Here is a 22,225-nt window from a genome sequence, read left to right on the forward strand (position 1 = left end):
GCTGCCTTCTAGATGTACATCGCGACGATGCGGTCGATCTGCGCGAGGGCAGCCTCAGTCGGCTCGTCGAGGGCCATACGGCACGTGCTGTCAGTAATACCCATGGCACGGTACGCGGCCTTCATGCGGGGCATGTCGCCGCCGATCGTCGCCACGACGTCGTCAACGTCGGCCTGTGCGGTCGCGATGCGCTCAGCATCACCCGAGTTGGCGGCCTCGATCAGGGCACGGAAGGGCTTCGGGGCAACCGAGCTCACACCCGACACGACACCCTGCGCGCCGGCTTCACCAGCGGCCACGAGGTCGCGGTCGGCGCCCGTGTAGATGATGAAGTTTTCTGGCGTCGCTGCACGGTAGGCGCGGATGTCGTCGAGGCTGAGCTCGCTGACCTTCGCACCAACGATGCCGGGGATACCGGCAAGGCGCGCCATCAGCGCAGGCGAAACCTGGTTGCCGCTGCGCTTCGGGTAGTTGTAGACGAACACGTCACCGTCGCCCACTGCGGCTGCGACCTGCTCAAAGTAGGAGAAGATTGCGGCTTCGCTCGATGCCATGTAGTAAGGCGTCAGTGCGGCGAAACGCGTCGCTCCCAGCTCGCGAGCGATGTTCACGAGGCGGACCGCCTGATATGCGCTGGGCGCGCCAACGTGCACAACAACACTCGTCACGGCCGACAACTCGGCCAGCGCGATCTCAACAACCGCACGGAATTCTTCCTCGTTGATGGACGGGAATTCACCCGTGGTTCCGAGCACGAAAGCCCCTTCGTTGCCCGACTTCGCCACGTACTGGAAGATCGCGCGGGTGCCGTCCAGGTCGAGTGAACCGTCAGCGGCAAAAGCCGTGGGGATAGCGGTCAGAATGTCACGGCGAGTCACGAGAGGTTCTCCTTGGTGTTGTTTGGCTTGGTGATAGCGGGAACCTCGTCAGAGGGATCCGGCAGCAGGTGCATCGCGGCGTGCGAGTCTTCAACCTCGGCCACCGTGTCGTCATCGAGGATGGAGTCCGCGAGCGAACCACGCTTGTCACGCGGCTTGCGGGCGTTGCGAACGGCAGGCATCACGATCGAGATCACGGCGAGTGCGAGCAACACGATGGCGATCGGGCTGACCACTTCGAAGAATGGCTTGGTGGGCAGTAGGGCCAGGGTGCGGGCGAGGTTTTCTTCCGCGAGCGGTCCGAGCAACAGGCCAAGTACGACGGGCCCTGCAGGAATCGACAGTCGCTTGAAAACCAGGCCGACGACACCGAAGATCAGCATCTGAAACACCGTCGAAATCGAGTTGGTGGTCGCGTAGGTACCGATGATGCAGAAGATCAGGATGCCCGACCACAGGTACGGACGCGGTACGTCGAGCAGCTTCACCATGCCGCGCATGCGGATCAGGCTGAGGCCGAGCGACAGCAGGGTCGCGATCACCATGATGCCCGCGATGGAGGCGACCAGGTCGGGGTGGTTCGAGAACAGGCTCGGGCCGGGCGCGATGCCCCAAATGATCATCGATCCGATCATCACGGCCATCACCGAGTCGCCCGGAATACCGAGCGCCATCGTTGTGGTCAACGAGCCACCCAGGGTTGCGCTTGAAGCCGTATCACTCGCGGTGATGCCCTCAATCGATCCCTTGCCGAATTGTTCCGGAGTCTTGGATACTCGGCGAGCCTGCTGCCAGCCGATCAGACCCGCGATGTCGCCACCAGCGGCCGGGATCAGACCGACGCCAAGACCGACGCCACCCGAAACGGCGAGCGCACGCTTCGTCTGCTTCAGCTCGGAGCGGTTCGGCCACCAGCGGCCGAGGCTCGAAATGGGGCGCGTCTTGGTCTGGTGGTGCGTGAGCAGCTGGTCGAAGAGCTCGGCGATACCAAACAGACCGATGATGACGGCGATGAAGTTGAAGCCCTCCATCAGTTCCAGAATGCCGAACGTGAAGCGTTTGTCACCGGTCGCGGCATATGTTCCGACGGTGCCGATCATGAGACCGATGGCCGCGGCGAGAATGCCCTTGAGCATCGACTTCGAAGAAATACCGATCATCACCGCGAGACCGAACACCACCAGGGCGAACAGTTCGGGCGATTTGAAGTAGTCACGGGCGAAGCTGGCGACCGGAACCGCGACCAGCGCGAAGAGGACGACAGACGCCAGGATGCCGATGGCAGAGACGATCGCAGAGATCGTCAGCGCAAGGCCAGCGCGGCCCTGCTTCGCCATCGGATATCCGTCCAGCGTGGTCGCGATGGATGCCGGGGTTCCTGGCGTATTCACCAGGATCGCAGGCACGCGGTCACCGAAGTTTGCCGCGACGTAGATCGTGAGGAGAACCGCGAGACCCTGCACCGGTTCCAGCGTCATCGTGAAGCCGGCGGCGAGCGCGACGGCCATGGTCGCCGTGATGCCAGGGAAGGCGCCAACCAGGAAGCCGAGCAGGAGTCCGACCAGCATGTAGAGCAGGATGGACCAGTCCATGAGGGCGCCGAGGCCCTCGAGAATCGGGGTCATAGGGGGATCCTCAGCAGCATGCCGAACAGCACCCAGATGAAGGCGGTGATGGCGAGCGGATAAATGATGAGGCCGGCGATCTTACGCTGACCGAACAGGAAGATCAGGCCGAAGATAAACAGCGCAGTCGCAAAGGGAAACACCTCAATGCGGTAGCCGGCGATGACGACGCTCTTCAGACTCCAAACGAATACGTACGCGATGGAGATGATGAGGGCGGCAGCCACGCGACGCATGCCGCCGGACTGCTGCTTTTCCAGGTCTTCGCGTGTGGGCGGCTCTTTGATGAGCGCGAACACCAGCATCGCAATCGACGTCACGAGGGCGATGATGCCGATCAGGATGGGGAAGAAGCGAGCGTCGATCTGGCCAGGTGCCGCTTCGCGACGCAGCTCAATCTGGAACCCCATGATGAGGTAAATCACACTAAAGATCACCGCACCAGCGGCGAAGGATACCTCCAGCTTCCGCGATGGTGCGGGTGGGGGTTCGATCACAATATTGGCCGTGTACTCTTCGGCACCATTGGCGTTCGACACGTCGCGCTCCTTACGAGACCGGGGCCGAGGTTATTACCCCGGCCCCGAATCTTATTAACCCAGCAGGTCCTTGAACAGGATGAACTGCTCGTTGACGAACTCGGTGAACTCAGCGGAGTCACGGTAGACGACGAGGTTCTTCGCGTTCTTCTGGAACGCCTGGTAGGTGTCGCTCTCGACAGCCTCAGCGATAGCCGATTCCAGCTTTGCCTTCACGTCGTCGGGGAGACCGGCGGGCGCGTAGATTCCGCCCCAGCCAGCGAACTCAACGCTGTCGCCAATCGCTTCTTCAACGGTCGGCACGTCGGGCAGGTCGGGGTGACGCTCGGAGTGCATGACGGCAAGAATGCGCACAGCACCCTCCTGCGCCAGTGCCTCACCGAGACCCGAGACCGAAGCGCCGGCTTCACCGGATGCCGCTGCGGCAACGGCGGGGGCGCCACCCTCGTATGCGACCGGGCTGAACTGTGCGCCGGTGGTGTCGGCGAGGGCAAGCGTTGCCGCCTCCCAAATGGAGCCAGCACCCGAGTTAGCGACCGAGATCGAGCCAGCCTTGGCCTTCTCGATGAGGTCTTCCAGCGTCTGGATGTCGCTGTTTGCGGCAACCGAAATCACGCCAGGAGCGAGCATGATCTGGCCGAGCAGGTCGTAGTTCTCAGGGAGGACGTTCGCGCCCTGCGTCGTGTTCAGCATCGCGATTTCAACCGGGCCGAAGCCGATCGTGTAACCGTCTGCAGGCTGCGAGCCGACGTACTCCATGGCGAGTGCACCAGCGGCACCCGGCATGTTCTCCGGGATGACACTGACGCCGAGGATGCCCTCAAGCTCCGTTGCCAGCGCACGCGACGACAGGTCGGAACCGCCACCGGGGTTGGCCTGGATGATGAGGCGAATGTCCTTCTCGGGGAAGGTTGTTTCTGGGGCCGTGGTGGCCTGTGCGTCGCCAGTCTCTGCCGGCGGGGCTGCTTCTTCGACCTTGGTGCATGCGCTCAGGGCGGTTGCCGTCAGCGCGACTGCTGCGAGTCCGAGTGCTGCACGAGTGATGCGCGAAAGGGGCATCTTCGCTCCTCCTGGTGGGGGCCGACCTTGTTGTCGACACCGCCACGGTAGCAATGTTCACTGTTGACAGTCAACCGGATTGTTAACAGTTTTCAAAAAGTTATCGATCGGCGGTGTTCGCGGCTCGGTTCTTCCGCCCACGCCGAACGCCGCCCCCTGACACAGAGAGCGGAACCGTGTGATGCAGAGAGCGGAACCGTGCAGCGGCTACGAGGGCTGCTCTGCCTCGACGGGGTCGCCGGAAATTTTCGACCAGGCCTCGCGCATGTTCTGTTCGGATCCATGCAGGTGGTCGTGCAGCTCAGCGAGGGCGTCATCGATGTCGCCGGCCTCAATCAGGCGCACGATGTCGAGGTGCCGATCGGTGGTTTTGTGCAGGTCAGAGTCCAGCAAGACGGTGGCCCCGATCAGGGCCGTTGTGATGGGCTCATGCTGGCGCCAGACCGAGGCGACTCGGCGGTGCCCGCTGACGTCGCACATCGCGGCGTGGAAGCCGATGTCGGCGCGCGCGAAGGCCTGCAGGTCTTTTGTTTCGGCCGCGATGCGCATGTGCGCGATGGCTTCTCGCAGCGGCATGAGATCAGGCAGCGGCGATTGTTCCATCGTGAGGCGCAGTGCCAACGACTCCAGCGCTTCGCGCAGCGAATAGAGCTCTCGAATGTCGCTGTCGGCCAGGCTCAGCACAACATAGCCCTGCCCGCGCTTGGCAATGAGACCCTCGACCTCGAGAATCTTGAAGCCGTCACGCACGGGGCCGCGGCTCACCTCGAGCGACTCGGCGATGTCTGTTTCAACGAGTCGCTGGCCGGTAGCAAGCTGCCCGCGTACGATCGCTTGACGCAGATGATTCGCGACCTGTTGCCCGAGCGCCTCGCGCACCACCCGAACTGGTGTCAGTGGAGGAGTCACTCGATCCCCTTCGATTCTGTTGACTGTTAACAGAATCGTGGCGGATGGTCGTACGCGCTGTCAAGTGCGGTGCCCGCCAGACGGTCACCGCACGGATCGCTCAAAACAGGTCAGCTGTCGTCAGGATCGCGTCGCACCGGCGGCGCCCACAGTTCGATGCCGGTCTCGCGGCGGATGCGCGTGCCGGAGCGGAGCGTGACGATCGAACCGGTCGCGCCTGCCGCAAAAACGCGGCTACCCGGGCGCTGTTCACGCTCGGTGCGGAGTTGGGTTTCCAGATCGGTGACCTGCTTGCGCAACGACCGCACGGTGTCTTCCAACCGCAAAATGTGGGCGATCGCTGGCAGGCTCATGCCGTCTTGTGACATTTGCGCCACCTGGCGCAGCTGCGCGATATTGCGCAGCGAGTATCGGCGGGATCCGCCGCGGGTGCGGCCCGGAACCACAAGGCCGATGCGGTCGTACTGCCGCAAAGTTTGGGGGTGCATCGCGGCGAGTTCGGCAGCGACAGCGATCGCAAACAGCGGCGCGTCTTCATCAACGTTCTCGTGTGCCATGATGCTCCTTCCTGCGTATTCCCCGCCGGGTTTGTGGCGGGCATCCGCCGCCTGGTGCTTGTGCCGCACCCCCGAGAGGTGCGGCACAAGCGTGCACGCTAGGCGCGTGCCTTAGCGAGCAGTTCTGCTCGCGGATTCTCTTTTGGTTCCGCTGCCGCGAAAGCCTCCAACGCGGCTTTCGCTTCACCTTCGAGGTGGGACGGAACCACGACCTGCACGCTCGCGAGCAGGTCGCCTGTGCCCTTCGCGGTGTGTACGCCACGACCCTTGACACGCATGGTGCGGCCCGACGGCGTGCCGGGTGCGACCTTGAGTTTCACGGGTTCGCCACCGAGAGTCGGAACCTCGATGGTCGCGCCGAGAGCGGCTTCGGTGAACGTGACGGGCACAGTCACCTTGAGGTTCAAGCCATCGCGCTCGAAGACCGGGTGCTTGCGCACCGCGACCGTCACAACGACGTCGCCGTTTTCGCCGCCGTTCGTGGACGGACGGCCACGGCCACGCAGACGAATCTTCTGGCCGTCAGAAACGCCGGCCGGAATCTTCACCTTGAACGGCTGACCATCTTCGCCCGCGAGCGTGATGGTTTCGCCTTTGACCGCGGTAACGAAGTCGATCGTGGTGCGTGCGGTGAAGTCGCCACCCTTAGTCGGGCCACCAAAGCCCGCGCGACGGCCGGAACCATAGCGCGAGTTGAAGTCCGACATCGGGTCTTGATTGAACATCGCGAAGATGTCTTCAAAGTTGGTCTGTTGCTGGCCACGAGACCCGCGCCCAAACCCGCTGAAGACATCCTCAAACCCGCCGGTCTGGCCGCCACGGCCACCCGAAGTGAATCGTGCACCCGAACCCATGGCACGGATCTGGTCGTACTCGGCCCGCTGCTCAGAATCACTGAGCACCGAGTAGGCCTCACTGATCTCTTTGAACTTTGCCTCGGCGGCCGCATCACCCTGATTAGAGTCAGGGTGATACTTGCGCGCGAGCTTGCGGTATGTCTTCTTGAGGTCAGCTTCGGTGACGCTCTTGTCGACACCGAGGACCTTATAGAAGTCCTTGTCGAACCAGTCCTGGCTCGCCATATGTTTCTCTCTTTCGCCTATTCGGCGGGAACCGCAACAACGACCTTGGCGGGGCGCAGCTCCACGTCACCGAGCTGATATCCCACCTCGACAACGTCGATGATGGTGATTTCCGTGGCACCCGGGGTGGGCTGCTGGAAGATCGCTTCGTGGCGCTGTGGGTCAAAAACATCGCCAACGGCGCCGTATGACTCGACACCCTGACGGGTAACGAGCGCGCGAACCTTCTCGGCAATGACAGCAAACGCGCTGCCTTCAGCCAGATCGCCGTGCTTTTCCGCACGGTCCAAATCGTCAAGCACGGGCAGGAGAGACTTCACAACGTCACCCTTGGTGCGCTGCTTCTCAATCTCCCGCTGCTCTTCCGTGCGACGACGGTAGTTTGCATACTCCGCCTGCAGTCGCTTGAGGTCGTTGAGCATCGCGTTCTCAGCGTCAGCCAGTGCGGCATCAGCTGCGGCATCCGCATCGGCGACGTCGGCGTCTTGCGCCGCGCCGAGGATGTCATCAACGGTCAGCTCGTCGTCCTGCGAAGCGGGGTCGGAGGCGTGTGCCTCCGACCCCGGCTCTGCGGACGAAGCATTCGACGGGTCGAAATCCTTCTCGTCCGACATGATTCCTCTTACTTCTTGTCGTCTTCGTCTTCGACAACCTCGGCGTCGATGACATCGTCATCAGCCGCAGGTGCCTCAGCGTCAGCCTCGGGCGCCTCGGCGTTAGCCTCAGCCTGGCTCGAAGCGTAGATTGCTTCGCCCAACTTGCCCTGGCTTTCGTTCAGCTTGTCGAAGGCGGTCTTCACCGCGTCGTCGTCTTCGCCGGCCAGAGCCGTCTTCAGAGCGTCAACGTCAGCCTGGACCGACTCCTTCACGTCAGCGGGGAGCTTCTCGTCGTTTTCCTTGATGAGCTTCTCAATCGAGTACGCAAGCGACTCAGCCTGGTTCCGCGTTTCTGCCGACTCGCGACGCTTCTTGTCTTCAGCAGCGTGCTCTTCAGCCTCGCGCACCATGCGCTCGATGTCTTCCTTCGGCAACGACGAGCCACCGGTGATCGTCATCGACTGCTCCTTGCCCGTGCCCTTGTCCTTAGCGGACACGTGCACGATGCCGTTTGCGTCGATGTCGAAGGTGACCTCGATCTGCGGGATGCCACGGGGAGCCGGAGCGATACCCGTGAGCTCGAACGTTCCGAGCGGCTTGTTGTCGCGGGTGAACTCGCGCTCACCCTGGAAGACCTGAATCGCAACCGACGGCTGGTTGTCGTCGGCCGTGGTGAAGGTCTCCGAACGCTTAGTCGGAATGGCGGTGTTGCGCTCGATGAGCTTCGTCATCATGCCACCCTTGGTCTCGATACCGAGGCTCAGGGGGGTGACGTCGATGAGCAGAACATCCTTGCGCTCGCCCTTCAGCACACCGGCCTGCAGGGCTGCACCGACGGCGACGACCTCATCCGGGTTGACACCCTTGTTGGCTTCCTGTCCACCGGTCATCGTCTTCACGAGCTCAGCAACCTGCGGCATACGGGTCGAGCCACCGACGAGAACGACGTGGTCGATGTCAGAAACCTTGACGCCAGCCTCGCGGATCACGTCTTCGAACGGCTTCTTCGTGCGGTCGAGGAGATCCTTCGTCAGGTCTTCGAACTTCGCGCGGGTCAGCGTCTCCGACAGCGAAACGGGACCCGAGTCGGTCAGCGAGAGGTAGGGAAGGTTGATCGACGTCGACATCGAGCTCGAGAGCTCCTTCTTCGCCTGCTCAGCTGCTTCCTTCAGACGCTGCAGGGCAATCTTGTCGCCCGAGACGTCAACACCCGTGGTGTCCTTGAACTGCTTGATTAGGTAGTCGACGACGCGCTGGTCCCAGTCGTCGCCACCGAGGCGGTTGTCACCGGAGGTTGCGCGAACCTGAATCGTGGAGAAGTCGTCGTCCTTGCCCACTTCGAGCAGCGAGACGTCGAACGTACCGCCACCGAGGTCGAAGACCAGAATGAGCTCGTCTTCCTTGCCCTTGTCGAGGCCGTATGCGAGAGCCGCAGCGGTGGGCTCGTTGATGATGCGCAGAACGTTGAGGCCAGCGATCTCACCGGCGTCCTTCGTTGCCTGACGCTCAGCGTCGTTGAAGTAGGCCGGAACCGTGATGACAGCGTCAGTGACGGTGTCGCCGAGGTACTCTTCAGCATCCTTCTTCAGCTTGCCGAGGATACGGGCCGAGATCTCCTGCGGCGTGTACTTCTTGCCGTCGACGTCGAACGTCCAGTCCGTGCCGACGTGGCGCTTGACCGACGCGATGGTGCGGTCAACGTTGGTGACGGCCTGGCGCTTAGCGGTTTCACCGACAAGCACCTCGCCATCCTTGGTGAATGCGACGACCGACGGGGTCGTACGGAAACCTTCGGCGTTGGCGATGACCTTCGGCTCGCCACCCTCGAGTACCGAGACGACGGAGTTCGTCGTACCGAGGTCAATACCTACTGCACGTGCCATTGTTTTTCCTTTCATGCCCCGCAGGTGTGATGCTCCGAGGCGGGTGGCTCGCCCTTGCTGGGCCGCAACCTAAATCTGGGGTCCTCACCGATTCGATGAGGGGTTTCTCAAGACTTGAGCCTTGATGACTCAATGTTAGATCCGCGCTTTTCGATTGTCAATTTAAAGTTGAGTCAATCAGGCTCAACTTTGAAAACGCAAAGCTCACACTCAGGAATGAGGCTCGTTCGCCGAAAGGTCCGCGCGTATGGCTGACGACGGCCACCCACCCGCATGAGATCGGAAACTTTCGGCATCTGAGCGAGCCGCTGCGGCGCTGTGCTCCCTCTCATACGCTCGCGCGGTTCCGGAACCACGGCGCGGGTCACGAGAGTTACCAAATGTCGAACAGGTGGTCACGAAAGAGGCATGCGGGCGGTGTCACGCGGCGTGTCAAGCCGGGCCGTTCGACATTTGGCAACTCGGCACGGCGATGACCGCGGGCAATGAGTTAGCGGTCAGCCCAGGCGCTGGCGAACTTCGTGAAGAGGCGGGCGAAATCGGCGCGCTCTTCGGGGGTGAACTGCTCGAGCGCGGTGCCGATGCGGTCGCGACGATCGCGACGCATGGAAGTCGCGACGGTGCGGCCCTGTTCGGTCAGTGCGACGCGGGTGCGGCGGGCGTCATCCGGGTCAACCTCGCGCGCGACAAACCCCATCATCTCAGCCTGCTGCACGAGGCGGGATGCACGCGGCTGGTCAACCCCAACGAGCTCGGCGATGGCACTAATGGACATGGGTTCGCCCGACGCCGCAAGCGCCTCGAGCATGCGCATGCGTGCCGGGCCTGCGGCATGACGGCCGCCGTGGGCGCCGAACCCTCCGGCACCACGATCACCCCGATGGCCACGGTGACCGTGAAGTGGATCGTCGCCGTGCACATGGTCGCCGTACGCCTGGTCGACATGCGCGTGGTCACCGTGCGCGTGGTCGCCGTGCGCACGATGCGCCGCGTCCGGGCGCATTCCACGAGGGCCGCCACGACTCGCCCGCATGACAGCGAGCGCCGCCGCAATTGCATCGATCTCGTTGTCGTCGGGCTTTGTCATGCGTCCAGATTACATGCAACTTGACATGTAGTTAATTCGCATGTCATAGTACATGCATGCAATATGACATGCATTGAGATCGCGAAAGGTTCTGCGATCCACGAAAGGACTCCATGAACACCCCAATGACTCCCCCAGACTCCCCCACCGGCCGACCGCTTGGCACACTCCTCGGAGACGCGCAGGCCCTCGTTGCCACCGCAACGGCTGAGGCTCTGCACGCGGCCGGCAGCACGCGCGAGCTTCGACTGCTCGAGCGCATCGCATCGGCTAACGCAGCCGATGGTCATCGCACGCACCACATGCGCCGCCGCCTCGACATCAAGGTCGCGCAGCCCGGAACCATCGCCGCCACGTTTGCGGCGCGCGGATGGCTCACGTCCACCGACCAGGCCTGGCGCTTGACCCCGGCTGGCGATGCCGAGCGCGCCCGCCTGACCGCCATCGTCGCGTCCGCCGTCGGTGACACCACCGAAAACTCCGAACTCGCGGAGGCTTTGACCACGGCGATCGATTCGCTCGGTGGCCCCGACGCTGCTCGCACCGCACGCCGCGCACAGCGACGCCCCATGCGCGAGCGCATGGGTATGCGCGGGAACGACTCAATGCGTACTGGGTGCGGCCATCCCCATTCACGCCACCATCGCAATGGCGGGCACGGCGCCCATGGCGGCCATGGGCGCGGATATGGCCACGGGCGCGACCCACACGGTCACGGTCACGGCCATGATGGGCATGGTCACGCCGACGACGGTCACACCGGGCCTGGCGGGCGCGGATGCGCGCATGGCCCACACGCACATGGCCACGCCGAGCATGACGGTCACGCCGGTCACGCCGGTCACGGCAATCACGACAATCACGGCGAGTACGCCGGTCACGGCGGTCACGGCGAGCATGGCCACACCTGCGAGGGCAACCCGCGCGGCCGCGGTTTCGGCCGCCGTCACGGACGCCCACACGACTTCGACTCCACAAGCACCGACACCGAGCGCTAACGCACTCCCCACATCCACCAGAATGCGGACCCTCCAGGGCCCGCATTCTGCCGTTTCGCCGCACCACTTTTCGAACCGCAGCCCATCGCACGCCGCACAGATGGTTCCGGAACCCCCACGCCAGCCCGCCCGCGACCTAGCTACCGTAATTGTTCGACCTGTGGCAAGCCAGCCACGACCAAATGTCCGGTCCCTCGATGACAAGTAGCCACAGGACGAGCGCCGTTCCGCGTGTCACGCGAACTGGCCGGACATTTGGTCAGCTCACGCCCTGGGGCGCACCGGTGTCCGAAATGTCACGGACGAATCGCCAAATCGCGACCGCCAGGAGCAACCGTCGGACAATCCCGCGCCCACGACACTCGAGAGCGGTTCCACCCGGCGTGTCCCCCCGATTCGTCCGACGGCTTCACAACGACGAGCGGACCCGCGGACCCGCCGTGCGCGCCTGTGGCGGAACCGCGGAACCATGATGCGCGCCAGTGACGGGGGGCAGCGGCGGAGCGGCAATCGCCGTAAACGGGGCAACCGTCGGACCAATTGCCTCCACTTGGCGGGTTAGAACGGTTCCACCCGGCGTGTCACCCGAATCGTCCGACGGTTACACAACGGCGAGCGGACAAATCGGACCCGTGGTGCGCGCCCGTGGCGGAACTGCGGAACCATGGTGCGCGTATGAAGGGTCCGCGGCACCTCGTCAGCTCGTCAGCACACCTGCACGCACGATGCCCTTACTCGATTCGGCAGTTACACAACGGCGAAGCCGGGCCCCTACAAGGGAGCCCGGCTCGAGAAACCCGAGTCAGGCGCGCGTCGCGCGGGTGCCCATCGGCGGCATCTTGACGAAGAGCATGAGCACGAGGCCCGCGCCGATGACGATCATGATGCCGAGGATGCCCCAGTAGATCGCGCCCATGGCCGACGTGAAGATGGCCCACAGCATCGCGGCGAGGAAGCTCGCGGCGCGACCGGTCGTGGCGTACAGGCCGAAGATTTCACCCTCACGCCCAGCAGGCGTCACTCGAGCAAGCAGCGAACGCGATGCCGCCTGCACCGGGCCGACGAGCGCGGAGAGAATCATGCCGCAGATCCAGAACACAACGGAACCAGCATCGTGCAGGAAGAACACCAGCAGTCCCGCACCGAGCAGCGCCGTCAGCGCGCCGACAATGACATTTCGCGGTCCGAAGATGTCGTCAAGGCGGCCGGCGATGATGGTTCCGATTCCGGCGATGAGGTTCGCCGCGATGCCAAAGATGATGACCTCGTTCGCGGAGAAACCATAGACGCGTGCGGCGATAACGGCACCAAAAGTGAAGACGCCGCTCAACCCATCGCGGTACACGGCAGAGGCCACCAAAAACCAGAACGTCGGGCGTGATTCGCGGAAGATGCGCTTGACGTGCTCGTACAGGTCGCGGTAGCTGAGGAGGAAGTCGGTGATCCAGTTGCCGCCGCGTGGCTTGGTTTGCAGGCGCGGGGTTTCCGGCACATTCAGGATCATCGGGATCACAAAAATGCAGGCCCACACCGCAGCGCCGACACCAATCAGCCGGTACGCGTTGCCGTTGGAGGTGTCCATGCCGAACCAGTCGAACGTGTTCAGCACGACGACAATGACCAGCGCGACAATGCCGCCGATATAGCCAAGACCCCAGCCAAGACCACTGACCTTACCGACCGTTTTCGGCGTCGAAATCTGCGTAATCATGGCGTTATAGTTGACGCCGGCGAGCTCACTAAAGACGGTTCCAGCCGAAATCAGCACGACACCGAGCATGAAGTACGCCGGGTCAGCCTGCACAAAGTACAGCAGGAACATCGTGACGATCAGGCCACCGGTGTAGATCAACAGCCAGCGCTTGCGCCGCCCCGCGGCGTCTGCACGCTGCGCGAGCACCGGCGCGAGCACCGCAATAAAGATACCGGCGATGGTCCCACCCCAGCCCAGAACCGCGCTCAGCTCGGCGAGCGCACGCTCCTTCTCCGGGGCATCGTCGGCGAGCGCGGCAATCGACGGCGCAAGAAAATCGTCGCCCACCAGGTACAGGGCGACAAACACAAACGTCAGAATGACGCTGTTAAACGGTTGGGTCGCCCAGTCCCACATCGCCCATGACCAGATCTGCTTCTTGGGGATGTCGCGGTCTTCGTTGAGCTCCAGCCCGATCGGGGCGATCGCCCCCGTGTTTGCCACGGTGGGAATCTTGCGGTTCGTCGGGAGGTGATCACTCATGCGCTCACCCTAGTGGGTCGCGGCATGTGCACAGTTAACCCACCCCACGAACTTGTTATTGTGTGGTGACTCGCTAAGGAGGGGACCGTGAGCGATTCCGTATTGGGGCAGGCGCACTCCGCGTGGATGCAGGCGCGCGCCCTGATGGCGGATGAGAGCGCCGGAACCACGGATGCGGCAGGCAAAAACACGGCTGAAATCACGACGCTGTTGCGTCGCGCGCTCGCCGATGGCATTCCTGCGGCAGGCGGAGATCTCGGTCGCCACCTGATTCGCACCGCGAACGGGCAGCGCGAGGTGTTGGCTGAAGCGCTCGAGGTGTTGGCTGCGGCTGCGAAAGCGGGCGGCCACTCCGATGCGCTCTCCTATGCGCGCGCCGTGCACTTTCTCCCGCCTGACCTCACGGCGGAGCACTATGTACGAGCGGCCTCAAGCCTGAACGATCTCCTGCGCACCGCTCCGAGCGTGGAAGCGATCGTCTTCACCGGATACATGCTCGCCAGCGGTCAAGGGTATGCGGCGAATCCGACGCGTGCGCGCGCCATGATGCAAGCCGCTGCAGATGCGGGTTCGGCCGACGCGCTGTTCGAGCTGTATGTCTACGACGCAACCGGCCTGACGGGTCCGGCCAACCTCAACACCGCGATGACCCGCCTGCACCAGGCTGCCAAGCTCGGACACGCGCGCGCCATGGCAAACCTCGCCGGCGCTTATGCCACGGGCACGGGCATCAGTCGTGATCCGAGCCGGGCGCTCACCTGGTATCTGCGCGCCGCCGAGGCCGGCAGTGTGCGAGCGGCGGCGACGCTGGCACGAATGTACGGCACGGGGCAGGGCGTCGAGCAGAACGATGCCAAAAGCGCGCGATACGCCCGCCGGGCTCACGAACTGGCGAACCGCCCGCTCGAGGTGTGAAGCACACCCCGCGCCGTGGTTCCGGAACCAACACCCGGAAGTCCAGAACGCACCACCGTTAGCCCGTGGTTCCGCAACCACAGGCCGAGCCCCGGCGGAACACCGGGATCGCAAGAACGCCTAGTTGCCGCGTGCACCGGCGTCGGTGACGCCGACATCGGTGTGGTGGAAGTTTTGGAATGAGCGGGAGGCCGTCGGGCCGCGCTGTCCCTGGTAGCGGTTCGCGTACGCGCCGGTTCCGTAGGGGTTGATCGCGGGCGAAGACAACCGGAAGAAGCAGAGCTGACCGATCTTCATGCCTGGCCACAGCTTGATCGGCAGAGTCGCGACGTTGGAGAGCTCCAGTGTGACGTGGCCGGAGAAGCCGGGATCGATGAAGCCGGCAGTGGAGTGCGTGAGCAAGCCGAGGCGGCCGAGCGACGACTTACCTTCGAGGCGTGCCGCGATGTCGTCTGGCAGCGTGATCTGCTCGTACGTTGAGCCGAGCACGAACTCGCCAGGGTGCAGAATGAACGGTTCCGTCGGATCGACCTCGATGAGATGAGTGAGCTCAGGCTGGTCTTCAGCCGGGTCGATGAACGGGTACTTGTGGTTGTCGAACAACCGGAAGTAGCGGTCGAGACGCACGTCGACGCTCGACGGCTGAATCATCGCGGCATCGCTTGGTTCGAGGCCAATGCGGCCAGCGGTCAGTTCGGCCTGAATATCGCGGTCAGAGAGCAGCACGGCACCAGCCTACGATGCCGGGCCGCTCTCTGCCGCCATGTTGCCTCAACTTGCGCACGCTGGGGCCTGCGGTACACCGGATTACAGCGTCTCAGCGTGGAGCTTGAGCGCGTCACGCACGAACTCCGCACCCGATTGACCGCCATAGTTTGCGGCAAATCGAGGGTCAGCGACATACATGTCTGCCAGCCCCGTCACATAGCCAACCAGGTCGCCACCGTCGCCAGCCGGGGTTCCGGGAATCGACGTCAGCCAGGCAACGTGGCGCGCCGCCAGTTGCTGAGCTTCGTCACTTGCCGGATCGACGTCGCGGCGGGCAGCATCAGTCCAATCGGCGTTGAGCGATTGCACGATCGCGCGCCAGTCGCCACGCTCGGCGTCGCTCATGCCGCGGTACCACTCATCAGAGCGGCGATAGGCGTCGGCTCCCCAACGCTGTTCGACCTCCCCTTTGTGTTTCGTATGCTCAAAGCCATCGAATGTGTTTTCTGCCACGAGGGGCACTCCTTCCTTGCGAGCATGAAGTGTGGTGTTGACCGCCGCGATTTGTCGGGCGATGCGATCCTGCTCTTGGCGCAGCCACGTCAGGTGCGACTGCAGAGCACGCTCTTCACTGACATCACGCGCCAGTACGCCAGCGATGTCGTCGAGGCCCAATCCCATCTCGCGCAACAGCAGAATGCGTTGCAGGGTGACGAGGTTGTCGTCGTCGTAATAGCGGTAGCCGTTTGCCCCCGTGCGTGCTGGCGTGAGCAGCCCGAGGTCACCATAGTGACGCAGCGTGCGGCTCGTCGTACCGGAGAGCTTGGCTATCTGTTGGATCGACCATTCCATGCGTTTTCCTTTCGCATCTGACGATAAAACCTTCCGTTACGTCAAGGTCAAGCCCAATCGCGGCGAAAACCCGAAAGTTTTCTAACAGCACGGTCGAACTCGCGATATATCGTGTTATTGTTTCCCAACGCGATATATCGCGAGTTCTTATGAAGGAGCAATCATGCCCGTAGAAAAGTGGCTCATTAGCCCCGGTGACACGCGCGTTATTGACGTTCCCGCTACCCCGAAGGTCAAGATTGGCCTGGTCGGTGGTCAGGTCGACGTCATCGCACACGACGAACCGACCATTCGCATCGAGGTGCACAGCGTCACGCAAAAAGACTTGCGCATCGAACTCACCGACGATCTCCTCGAGATCGACCACGCCCAATTGCGGTGGGACAACTTCCTCGAGGTGTTCCGCAATTTCACGGCCACCGGCCCAAAAGCCGAAATTTCCGTCGCCGTGCCGCGCAGTGTGGCGCTGACCCTCGGTGTCGTGAGCGCCTCCGCACTCGTCGCTGGCCTGGAAAACGGGGCGAAGCTCAACACCGTCTCGGGCGATATCGTCGTTGACGGCCTCACCGGAGACCTCTCCGTCAACGCGGTCTCTGGCGAGACGCAGGTGCGTGACCTCGATGGTCGTTTCACCGCCAACACGGTCTCGGGCGATGTCACCGTGGTCGGAACCCCGCCCAAAGTATCGATCGACACCGTCTCAGGCGACATGCTCGTCGACGCGAGCGGATACGTGCACGACATCAGCCTGAACACGGTGTCAGGCGACTCCACGATTCGCCTCGACGATAGCCTTGCCGCCAATTACGTCATGCGCACGGTGAGCGGCAAGATTCTGCTCGACGGTTCACAACACACAACCGTCGGCCCCTCCAACGTCACCGCCACACGCGGCGACCTCTCCGGACAGTTCGTCGACGCCCGCGTCAACGCTGTCTCAGGTAGCGTCACCGTGCTCCGCCGCGCCGCTCCGGCGACGGCGGCACCCAGCGGCACCAGTGGTTCCGCTGATGCAACGGAACCACAGAGCACGCCGAGCGACGAGTCGTACGGCACCGAAGGAAGCGCGTCATGAGCCCCGTCTTCCAACACGGTGACCTGCGCCTGTATCTGCTACTGCTGCTCGACGAGGGGCCGCGGCACGGATACGACCTGATCCAGGCACTGACGGACCGCACAGGCGGAACCTATACGCCGAGCGCCGGAACCATCTACCCGAGGCTCGCGAAGCTGGAGGAAGAAGAGCTCGTCACGAAAACGGTCGACGGCCGCAAGACGATCTACGAGATCACCGACGCCGGACGCGCCGAGGTGGATGCCCGCCGCGGCGATATTGAGAACATCGAATCCGGCCTCGCCGATTCGGTACGACTCATTGCCGATGGCGTGCGCTCCAGCGTGCAAGATGCGATGCGCTCACTCAATGCCGACCTCGCCGCTGCGGCGCAGTCCATGCGTTCCGCCGCCCAACCGGCACCGCCGCGCACGGATGCGCGCACCCAGGCACGCGAGCAGCTACACCGGGCAGACGCCGCGCTGACCGACTTCCGCGGACGCGTACGCACAGACCTCCGCACCCAGGTCGCGCGGGGCGGCACGATCGACGCCGAGGCCATCACGATGTTCATCGACGCGATCGACGCCGCCGCCCGTGATCTGGTGGCGGCCCTTCACCAGGGTCATTGAGCCGAAACCCAGCCCCATGGTTCCGCTCGCCGCGACGTTATGTCACGGCAAACACGTTATGTCGCAGAAATCTGGGGTGTTGGTGGGGTTTTTGCCCCGCCGACGTTGCATAACGTTCGGCCCGGAGCCCCCGGTCGTTGACTCAGCCACCCACCCAACGCAACCCGACGTCACAAGGAGTGCGGGATGGCGGAGGGAATATTGGTGGTCTGGCAGGCCGCCCGGAGGGCGGCCCGGAGATATTCCCGGAGCTATCCCGCGCTCCGCGGTACCACGCCGCAACGTTCGATCGTCGTCGGTGCGGTTAGGCGGCGGGGAACTCCGGGGCGTCGTCATCGATCACGTCGCCGTGCGGAACCACGAGAATATTGCGCTTCTGCCGGTGCGCTAGGCGCGCAGCGACGGAACCAGTAATGAACTCGCGAAGCGTCTCCCCAATTCCGGGGCGACGGGTTCCGACCACGATGAGCTTTGCGCCCACCGCGTCGGCGAGGTCACGGATCGCGAATGCCGGGTCACCGACAAGCTCTCGAACGACGCAGACGGTGTCTGTGCCTTCGAGTGCGGCACGGGTTTCGGTGACGAGCCGCTCGTAATCAACCTGTTTCGCTTCGATGGAGAGATCAAGAGCCGCCGAGTGCACCGTTCCGCCCGGCTCTTCATATGTGACGAAGCGCGTCGTATCGACGTAGGCACCCACGAGGGGCACCTGAAGGAGGGTGGCGTACTTGGCCGCTTCCTTGATGACACGGGGATTTTGACCGGGCATCAGGCCGACAACCACGGCACCGCGAACCGCGTCAGCATCAAACGGATCAAGTACGGGGTCTTGCGCAGGTGAAGTACTCATTGCTGTCCTCTCTGCAAGGGCGACTGTGCCCCGTCATGGTATCCTGGACTTTACTCTTACCGACCCAGAGTCGGAATCGTGAATAGTCGGGTTTGACCACCCGCAGTGAACTCGTGAGGGGGTTGCGCATGGGGCGTGGCCGTCAGAAGGCGAAGCACACTAAGCTCGCCCGCGAACTCAAGTCCTTCAGCCCGGACCTTAACGTCGCCGCGCTGCAGCGTGAGATCGGTGCACCTGCTGAAGAGGCGGAGTATGTCGACAAGTGGGCCGACATGTATGCGGACGAAGACGAGGACGAAGACTCGCATACTCGGGAAACCGCGTAGTCGAGTCGTTCTAGCAAGATCGCGTCACCTTTGCGGTGGCACGATTCTTTAGTGTGCTGAATTCGCATGACAATATACCTGTGTGTGAAAGCGGGGCTTGGATTCCAGGCCCCGCTTTCACGTGTCAGCTGGACTTAACCTTCTCCACCCAGGCAAGGTATTCGTCGGTGACCGTACCGGTCACATAGTTGCCATCGAAGCAGCTCATGTCGAGTTCGGTGATGTCGGTGCCCTCAAGGATCGAAGACCGCAGATCTTCGACCTCCTGGTACACCAGGCCATCGCACCCAAGCTCTTCCGCGATCTCCGGAATCGTCCGGCCGTGCGCGACAAGCTCATTACGGTTCGGCATGTTGATGCCGTATACGTGCGGGTAGCGCACGGGAGGAGCGGCCGACGCGAAGATAACAGACTTCGCACCAGCGTCACGCGCCATCTGAATAATCTGCTTGCTCGTGGTTCCGCGCACAATCGAGTCGTCGATCAGGAGAACGTTCTTGCCCTGAAACTCGGTCGACATGGCGTTGAGCTTCTGGCGCACGCTCTTTTTGCGCGTCGCCTGGCCAGGCATGATGAAGGTGCGGCCGACGTAACGGTTCTTGTAGAAGCCCTCACGGTATTCGATGCCCAGCCGACGCGCGACCTGCATTGCCGACGGCCGCGACGAGTCCGGGATCGGCATGACGACGTCAATTTCAGATACGTCAACGTGCTTGGCGATGGTTGCGGCCAACCGGTCGCCCATGCGCAGACGCGTTTCGTAGACCGAAATGCCGTTCATGATCGAGTCGGGGCGGGCGAGATACACGTACTCGAACGAGCAGGGCGCGAGGCGCGTGGCCGCCGCGGTCTGCTGCGCGGTCATGACGCCGTCGCTGTCGATGAAGATCGCTTCACCTGGAGCGACATCGCGCACGATGTCGTAGTCGCCGTTTTCGAGAACGAGCGATTCGGAAGCAACCATCCACTCGGTCTTGCCGTTGGCAGCCGTGCGCTTGCCCATAATGAGCGGGCGAATGCCGTACGGGTCGCGGAATGCCAGCAAGCCGTGTCCGGCGATGAGGGCGATCGTCGCGTACGATCCTTCGACGCGTTCGTGAACGCGGCGCACCGCTTCGAAGATCTGCGCGGTGTCAAGGTCTGGGCCAGCGATGGCCGTCTGCAACTCGGAGCCGAGCACGTTCACGAGCAGTTCAGTGTCGCTCGTGGTGTTCAGGTGGCGACGGTCTTTGCTGAATAGGTCTTCGGTCAGCTCACGCGTATTGGTGAGGTTGCCGTTGTGCACGAGAACGATGCCGTAGGGCGCATTGACGTAGAACGGCTGAGCCTCTTCTTCGTTTGCGGCGGCACCCATGGTGGCGTAACGCACGTGGCCGAGCCCGACGTTGCCCATGAGGTTGCGCATGTCCCGGGTGCGGAAAGCTTCACGCACCATGCCCTTGGCCTTGATGATGTGGAAGACACCATTGGGCTCGCTCGTGGCCAGACCTGTGGAGTCTTGGCCACGATGCTGCAGCAAACCGAGGGAGTCGTAAATGTCTTGATTGACCGGGCCGGAGCCGACCATTCCGACGATGCCGCACATGGGGTGTTACTCCGCGCCCTTTCCGGAGGTGGAATCTGCATAGGAGCCCACGAGGCGGACAGCGCCGCCATCGACGCCCTTAGCGCCTTGTTCATAATCGCCGTCAGGGCGATCGGTCATGCGTACGGTGGCAACCTGCCATGCGTCAATGCCCTGACGGGCAATCGCCGCAATGGCGTCAGCGGCACGGCTCGCGTCGACAACAGCGAGGAAGCCAATGCCGAGGTTCCACGTACCCTCGGTGTCTTCCAAGCGCATTCCGGCGAGGTCAGTGAGCACGCGGAAGACAGGAAGCGGTGACCACGTCGAGCGGTCAACGTCGCACCATGCGGAGGTCGGGAGCACGCGCGCAAGGTTTGCCGCGATTCCGCCGCCGGTGACGTGGCTGAGGGAGTGAACCGCGTCGCCCAGCTCATCAATGAGCTTCAGCAGCGGCGTCGTGTACAGGCGGGTCGGCTCCAGCAGTGCTTCGCCCCACGTGGTTGAGAAGTCGGCAGCGTTGTCGCCATACGAAATGTTGGCGCCCGTGATGATGTGACGCACCAGTGAGTAGCCGTTGGAGTGCAGGCCGCTCGCACCGAGGGCCAGCACGACGTCACCGTCGCGCACCCGGTCAGCACCGAGCACGTTGTCGGCCTCGACCACACCGGTGGCAGCGCCAGCCATGTCGTAGTCGTTGGGGCCGAGGAGTCCCGGGTGCTCTGCCGTCTCGCCGCCCACAAGAGCGGTACCGGTTGCCGAGCACGCGTCAGCAATACCGCGCACGATGTCGGCGATACGCTCGGGCACAACCTTGCCGGTGGCGATGTAGTCGGTCATGAAGAGGGGCTTGGCGCCCACCACGACGATGTCATCAACAACCATGCCGACGAGGTCTTGACCCACGGTGTCGTGCTTGTCGATGGCCTGCGCGATGGCGACCTTCGTGCCGACACCGTCGGTGCTCGTTGCGAGCAGCGGGCGGCGGTAGTCACGCAAGGCGCTGGCGTCAAACATGCCGGCGAAGCCGCCGACACCACCGAGCACTTCGGCTCCGTGGGTAGAACGCACCGCGTTCTTCATGAGTTCGACAGCGAGGTCGCCGGCGACGGTGTCAACACCTGCCGCCGCGTAAGCGGAGAGGGGGGAATCGTTTGCCTGAGATGCATCGGCCACGAGTGACAGCCTACCTGCTTCGCGGCCTTCTATCCTCCGTATAACGTTCGCCCCATCGCCACCAGGAGTTCATACAATGGGCGCATGAGCGAAGAGGCGCAATCACGGTGGGTGATACGGGAGGAAGCATCCCGTGCCATCATCATCGCGCTCTACGCCAGGCAGGCCCTCGGCATTCGCGGCAGGCACGACCTCCCCACCCTGCGAAACGCGCCGATCGCCAATCCCGTCCGCTCCGACGCGGAACATGATGCCCTCGAACGCCAGTGGCGCCTGTATTGGGATATGACGGTGGAACCACGTGCGCACACGCACTCCGGGCCGCTGGACTTGCTGGACGGCTATGAAGATTACGTGGCACTCCCCGTGACGGGAGCCGACGAATTGCACGCAGCCATGGTTCCGCTCGCCCCTGCCGCCATGGCGTACGCGGCGCAGGCGGGGCAACGTTACTTCGATGAGTCAGCACGACGCGGCGGCGAGGCGCGACGCCCTTACGTCAATGCGATTTCGACGTTGCATCGCACAGCGGGGCGTAGCGCGCAAGACTTCGAGTTGAACGTTGAAGTGCTGCCGCTTAGTCAGCGCGGCGTGTGGTGGATCGGCGCACTCACGATCGCGATCACCGATTCCGTGCGCTCCGACGTCGTCGCGTTTGACTCGGCGCTGGCCGCCGTCGTCGACGAACTCGGGTAGGCG

The 22,225-nt window shown here is 63.2% G+C and carries 22 protein-coding genes; 6 read left to right on the top strand and 16 right to left on the bottom strand.

Features of this window, described 5'->3' with window-relative positions:
- Window positions 1-8 precede the first annotated feature (8 nt).
- The 10 genes from KTJ77_RS11460 to KTJ77_RS13470 all read right to left on the bottom strand — a co-directional run bounded on the left by KTJ77_RS11460 (window position 9) and on the right by KTJ77_RS13470 (window position 10,215).
- Window positions 9-878, bottom strand: a complete 870-nt coding sequence (locus KTJ77_RS11460) for a dihydrodipicolinate synthase family protein (protein WP_217338672.1) — start codon at window positions 876-878, stop codon at window positions 9-11.
- Window positions 875-2,503 carry a tripartite tricarboxylate transporter permease gene (locus tag KTJ77_RS11465; protein ID WP_217338673.1) on the bottom strand — a complete coding sequence of 543 codons (1,629 nt, stop codon included), beginning with the start codon at window positions 2,501-2,503 and terminating at the stop codon, window positions 875-877. Before KTJ77_RS11465 ends, KTJ77_RS11460 begins: the two co-directional genes overlap by 4 nt.
- Window positions 2,500-3,042: a tripartite tricarboxylate transporter TctB family protein gene (locus KTJ77_RS11470; RefSeq protein ID WP_367948915.1), complete on the bottom strand. Its 543-nt coding sequence runs from the start codon at window positions 3,040-3,042 to the stop codon at window positions 2,500-2,502. Before KTJ77_RS11470 ends, KTJ77_RS11465 begins: the two co-directional genes overlap by 4 nt.
- A 54-nt stretch (window positions 3,043-3,096) precedes the next feature.
- Window positions 3,097-4,101, bottom strand: coding sequence for a tripartite tricarboxylate transporter substrate binding protein (locus KTJ77_RS11475; protein WP_217338674.1), 1,005 nt, complete (start codon window positions 4,099-4,101; stop codon window positions 3,097-3,099).
- A 207-nt stretch (window positions 4,102-4,308) separates the two neighbouring features.
- Window positions 4,309-5,010, bottom strand: coding sequence for a GntR family transcriptional regulator (locus KTJ77_RS11480; protein WP_217338675.1), 702 nt, complete (start codon window positions 5,008-5,010; stop codon window positions 4,309-4,311).
- A gap of 110 nt (window positions 5,011-5,120) precedes the next feature.
- Window positions 5,121-5,567, bottom strand: a complete 447-nt coding sequence (locus KTJ77_RS11485) for a MerR family transcriptional regulator (RefSeq protein ID WP_217338676.1) — start codon at window positions 5,565-5,567, stop codon at window positions 5,121-5,123.
- Between the two features lie 98 nt (window positions 5,568-5,665).
- A complete protein-coding gene (locus tag KTJ77_RS11490; protein ID WP_217338677.1) occupies window positions 5,666-6,649 on the bottom strand; it encodes a DnaJ C-terminal domain-containing protein in 984 nt (327 codons plus the stop codon).
- Window positions 6,650-6,666: 17 nt separating this feature from the next.
- Window positions 6,667-7,263, bottom strand: a complete 597-nt coding sequence (locus KTJ77_RS11495) for a nucleotide exchange factor GrpE (protein WP_217338678.1) — start codon at window positions 7,261-7,263, stop codon at window positions 6,667-6,669.
- 8 nt (window positions 7,264-7,271) lie between these two features.
- On the bottom strand, window positions 7,272-9,128 hold the full coding sequence (gene dnaK, locus KTJ77_RS11500; RefSeq protein WP_217338679.1) for a molecular chaperone DnaK: 1,857 nt from the start codon (window positions 9,126-9,128) through the stop codon (window positions 7,272-7,274).
- 490 nt (window positions 9,129-9,618) lie between these two features.
- Window positions 9,619-10,215 (bottom strand): MarR family winged helix-turn-helix transcriptional regulator, encoded by a 597-nt coding sequence (locus KTJ77_RS13470; protein ID WP_254367770.1) that lies wholly within the window; start codon window positions 10,213-10,215, stop codon window positions 9,619-9,621.
- 125 nt (window positions 10,216-10,340) lie between these two features.
- Here KTJ77_RS13470 and KTJ77_RS11510 point away from each other — a divergent pair, with 125 nt between their 5' ends.
- Window positions 10,341-11,213, top strand: coding sequence for a hypothetical protein (locus KTJ77_RS11510; RefSeq protein ID WP_217338680.1), 873 nt, complete (start codon window positions 10,341-10,343; stop codon window positions 11,211-11,213).
- An 802-nt stretch (window positions 11,214-12,015) separates the two neighbouring features.
- Here KTJ77_RS11510 and KTJ77_RS11515 read toward each other — a convergent pair.
- A complete protein-coding gene (locus tag KTJ77_RS11515; RefSeq protein ID WP_217338681.1) occupies window positions 12,016-13,449 on the bottom strand; it encodes an MFS transporter in 1,434 nt (477 codons plus the stop codon).
- Between the two features lie 87 nt (window positions 13,450-13,536).
- Here KTJ77_RS11515 and KTJ77_RS13730 point away from each other — a divergent pair, with 87 nt between their 5' ends.
- Window positions 13,537-14,364, top strand: coding sequence for a tetratricopeptide repeat protein (locus tag KTJ77_RS13730; protein ID WP_217338682.1), 828 nt, complete (start codon window positions 13,537-13,539; stop codon window positions 14,362-14,364).
- A gap of 120 nt (window positions 14,365-14,484) precedes the next feature.
- On the opposite strand, the gene dcd is transcribed toward KTJ77_RS13730, so the two are convergent.
- Window positions 14,485-15,090, bottom strand: a complete 606-nt coding sequence (gene dcd, locus KTJ77_RS11525) for a dCTP deaminase (RefSeq protein ID WP_217338683.1) — start codon at window positions 15,088-15,090, stop codon at window positions 14,485-14,487.
- A gap of 81 nt (window positions 15,091-15,171) precedes the next feature.
- Window positions 15,172-15,924, bottom strand: coding sequence for a MerR family transcriptional regulator (locus tag KTJ77_RS11530; RefSeq protein ID WP_217338684.1), 753 nt, complete (start codon window positions 15,922-15,924; stop codon window positions 15,172-15,174).
- Window positions 15,925-16,087: 163 nt separating this feature from the next.
- Between KTJ77_RS11530 and KTJ77_RS11535 the strand changes: the two genes are divergently transcribed.
- Window positions 16,088-16,999, top strand: a complete 912-nt coding sequence (locus KTJ77_RS11535) for a DUF4097 family beta strand repeat-containing protein (RefSeq protein WP_217338685.1) — start codon at window positions 16,088-16,090, stop codon at window positions 16,997-16,999.
- On the top strand, window positions 16,996-17,610 hold the full coding sequence (locus KTJ77_RS11540) for a PadR family transcriptional regulator (protein ID WP_217338686.1): 615 nt from the start codon (window positions 16,996-16,998) through the stop codon (window positions 17,608-17,610). The genes KTJ77_RS11535 and KTJ77_RS11540 overlap by 4 nt, the downstream gene beginning before the upstream one ends.
- A 304-nt stretch (window positions 17,611-17,914) precedes the next feature.
- Here KTJ77_RS11540 and KTJ77_RS11545 read toward each other — a convergent pair whose 3' ends face one another.
- Entirely contained in the window at window positions 17,915-18,460 is a 546-nt protein-coding gene (locus KTJ77_RS11545; RefSeq protein ID WP_217338687.1) for a universal stress protein, read from the bottom strand.
- A 128-nt stretch (window positions 18,461-18,588) separates the two neighbouring features.
- On the opposite strand from KTJ77_RS11545, the gene KTJ77_RS11550 reads away from it, so the two are divergent.
- Window positions 18,589-18,786 (top strand): DUF3073 family protein, encoded by a 198-nt coding sequence (locus KTJ77_RS11550; RefSeq protein WP_217338688.1) that lies wholly within the window; start codon window positions 18,589-18,591, stop codon window positions 18,784-18,786.
- 124 nt (window positions 18,787-18,910) lie between these two features.
- Here KTJ77_RS11550 and purF read toward each other — a convergent pair whose 3' ends face one another.
- Window positions 18,911-20,371, bottom strand: a complete 1,461-nt coding sequence (gene purF / locus KTJ77_RS11555) for an amidophosphoribosyltransferase (protein WP_217338689.1) — start codon at window positions 20,369-20,371, stop codon at window positions 18,911-18,913.
- 6 nt (window positions 20,372-20,377) lie between these two features.
- Window positions 20,378-21,526 (bottom strand): phosphoribosylformylglycinamidine cyclo-ligase, encoded by a 1,149-nt coding sequence (purM, locus tag KTJ77_RS11560; protein WP_217338690.1) that lies wholly within the window; start codon window positions 21,524-21,526, stop codon window positions 20,378-20,380.
- Window positions 21,527-21,610: 84 nt separating this feature from the next.
- Here purM and KTJ77_RS11565 point away from each other — a divergent pair, with 84 nt between their 5' ends.
- Window positions 21,611-22,222: a zinc-binding alcohol dehydrogenase gene (locus tag KTJ77_RS11565; protein WP_217338691.1), complete on the top strand. Its 612-nt coding sequence runs from the start codon at window positions 21,611-21,613 to the stop codon at window positions 22,220-22,222.
- Window positions 22,223-22,225: the final 3 nt, after the last annotated feature.

It is taken from the genome of Microbacterium sp. NC79 (assembly GCF_019061125.1).
Lineage (GTDB): Bacteria > Actinomycetota > Actinomycetes > Actinomycetales > Microbacteriaceae > Microbacterium.

What these genes read in the sequence shown, in the direction of transcription:
- KTJ77_RS11475 (WP_217338674.1), bottom strand. Translation starts at nt 4,101, where the DNA reads ATGCCCCTTTCGCGCATCACTCGTGCAGCACTCGGACTCGCAGCAGTC.
- dnaK (WP_217338679.1), bottom strand. Translation starts at nt 9,128, where the DNA reads ATGGCACGTGCAGTAGGTATTGACCTCGGTACGACGAACTCCGTCGTC.
- KTJ77_RS11465 (WP_217338673.1), bottom strand. Translation starts at nt 2,503, where the DNA reads ATGACCCCGATTCTCGAGGGCCTCGGCGCCCTCATGGACTGGTCCATC.
- KTJ77_RS11490 (WP_217338677.1), bottom strand. Translation starts at nt 6,649, where the DNA reads ATGGCGAGCCAGGACTGGTTCGACAAGGACTTCTATAAGGTCCTCGGT.
- KTJ77_RS11535 (WP_217338685.1), top strand. Translation starts at nt 16,088, where the DNA reads ATGCCCGTAGAAAAGTGGCTCATTAGCCCCGGTGACACGCGCGTTATT.
- KTJ77_RS11565 (WP_217338691.1), top strand. Translation starts at nt 21,611, where the DNA reads ATGAGCGAAGAGGCGCAATCACGGTGGGTGATACGGGAGGAAGCATCC.
- purF (WP_217338689.1), bottom strand. Translation starts at nt 20,371, where the DNA reads ATGTGCGGCATCGTCGGAATGGTCGGCTCCGGCCCGGTCAATCAAGAC.
- KTJ77_RS11540 (WP_217338686.1), top strand. Translation starts at nt 16,996, where the DNA reads ATGAGCCCCGTCTTCCAACACGGTGACCTGCGCCTGTATCTGCTACTG.
- KTJ77_RS11545 (WP_217338687.1), bottom strand. Translation starts at nt 18,460, where the DNA reads ATGAGTACTTCACCTGCGCAAGACCCCGTACTTGATCCGTTTGATGCT.
- KTJ77_RS11495 (WP_217338678.1), bottom strand. Translation starts at nt 7,263, where the DNA reads ATGTCGGACGAGAAGGATTTCGACCCGTCGAATGCTTCGTCCGCAGAG.
- KTJ77_RS13470 (WP_254367770.1), bottom strand. Translation starts at nt 10,215, where the DNA reads ATGACAAAGCCCGACGACAACGAGATCGATGCAATTGCGGCGGCGCTC.
- KTJ77_RS11515 (WP_217338681.1), bottom strand. Translation starts at nt 13,449, where the DNA reads ATGAGTGATCACCTCCCGACGAACCGCAAGATTCCCACCGTGGCAAAC.
- KTJ77_RS11485 (WP_217338676.1), bottom strand. Translation starts at nt 5,567, where the DNA reads ATGGCACACGAGAACGTTGATGAAGACGCGCCGCTGTTTGCGATCGCT.
- KTJ77_RS11510 (WP_217338680.1), top strand. Translation starts at nt 10,341, where the DNA reads ATGACTCCCCCAGACTCCCCCACCGGCCGACCGCTTGGCACACTCCTC.
- KTJ77_RS11530 (WP_217338684.1), bottom strand. Translation starts at nt 15,924, where the DNA reads ATGGAATGGTCGATCCAACAGATAGCCAAGCTCTCCGGTACGACGAGC.
- KTJ77_RS11550 (WP_217338688.1), top strand. Translation starts at nt 18,589, where the DNA reads ATGGGGCGTGGCCGTCAGAAGGCGAAGCACACTAAGCTCGCCCGCGAA.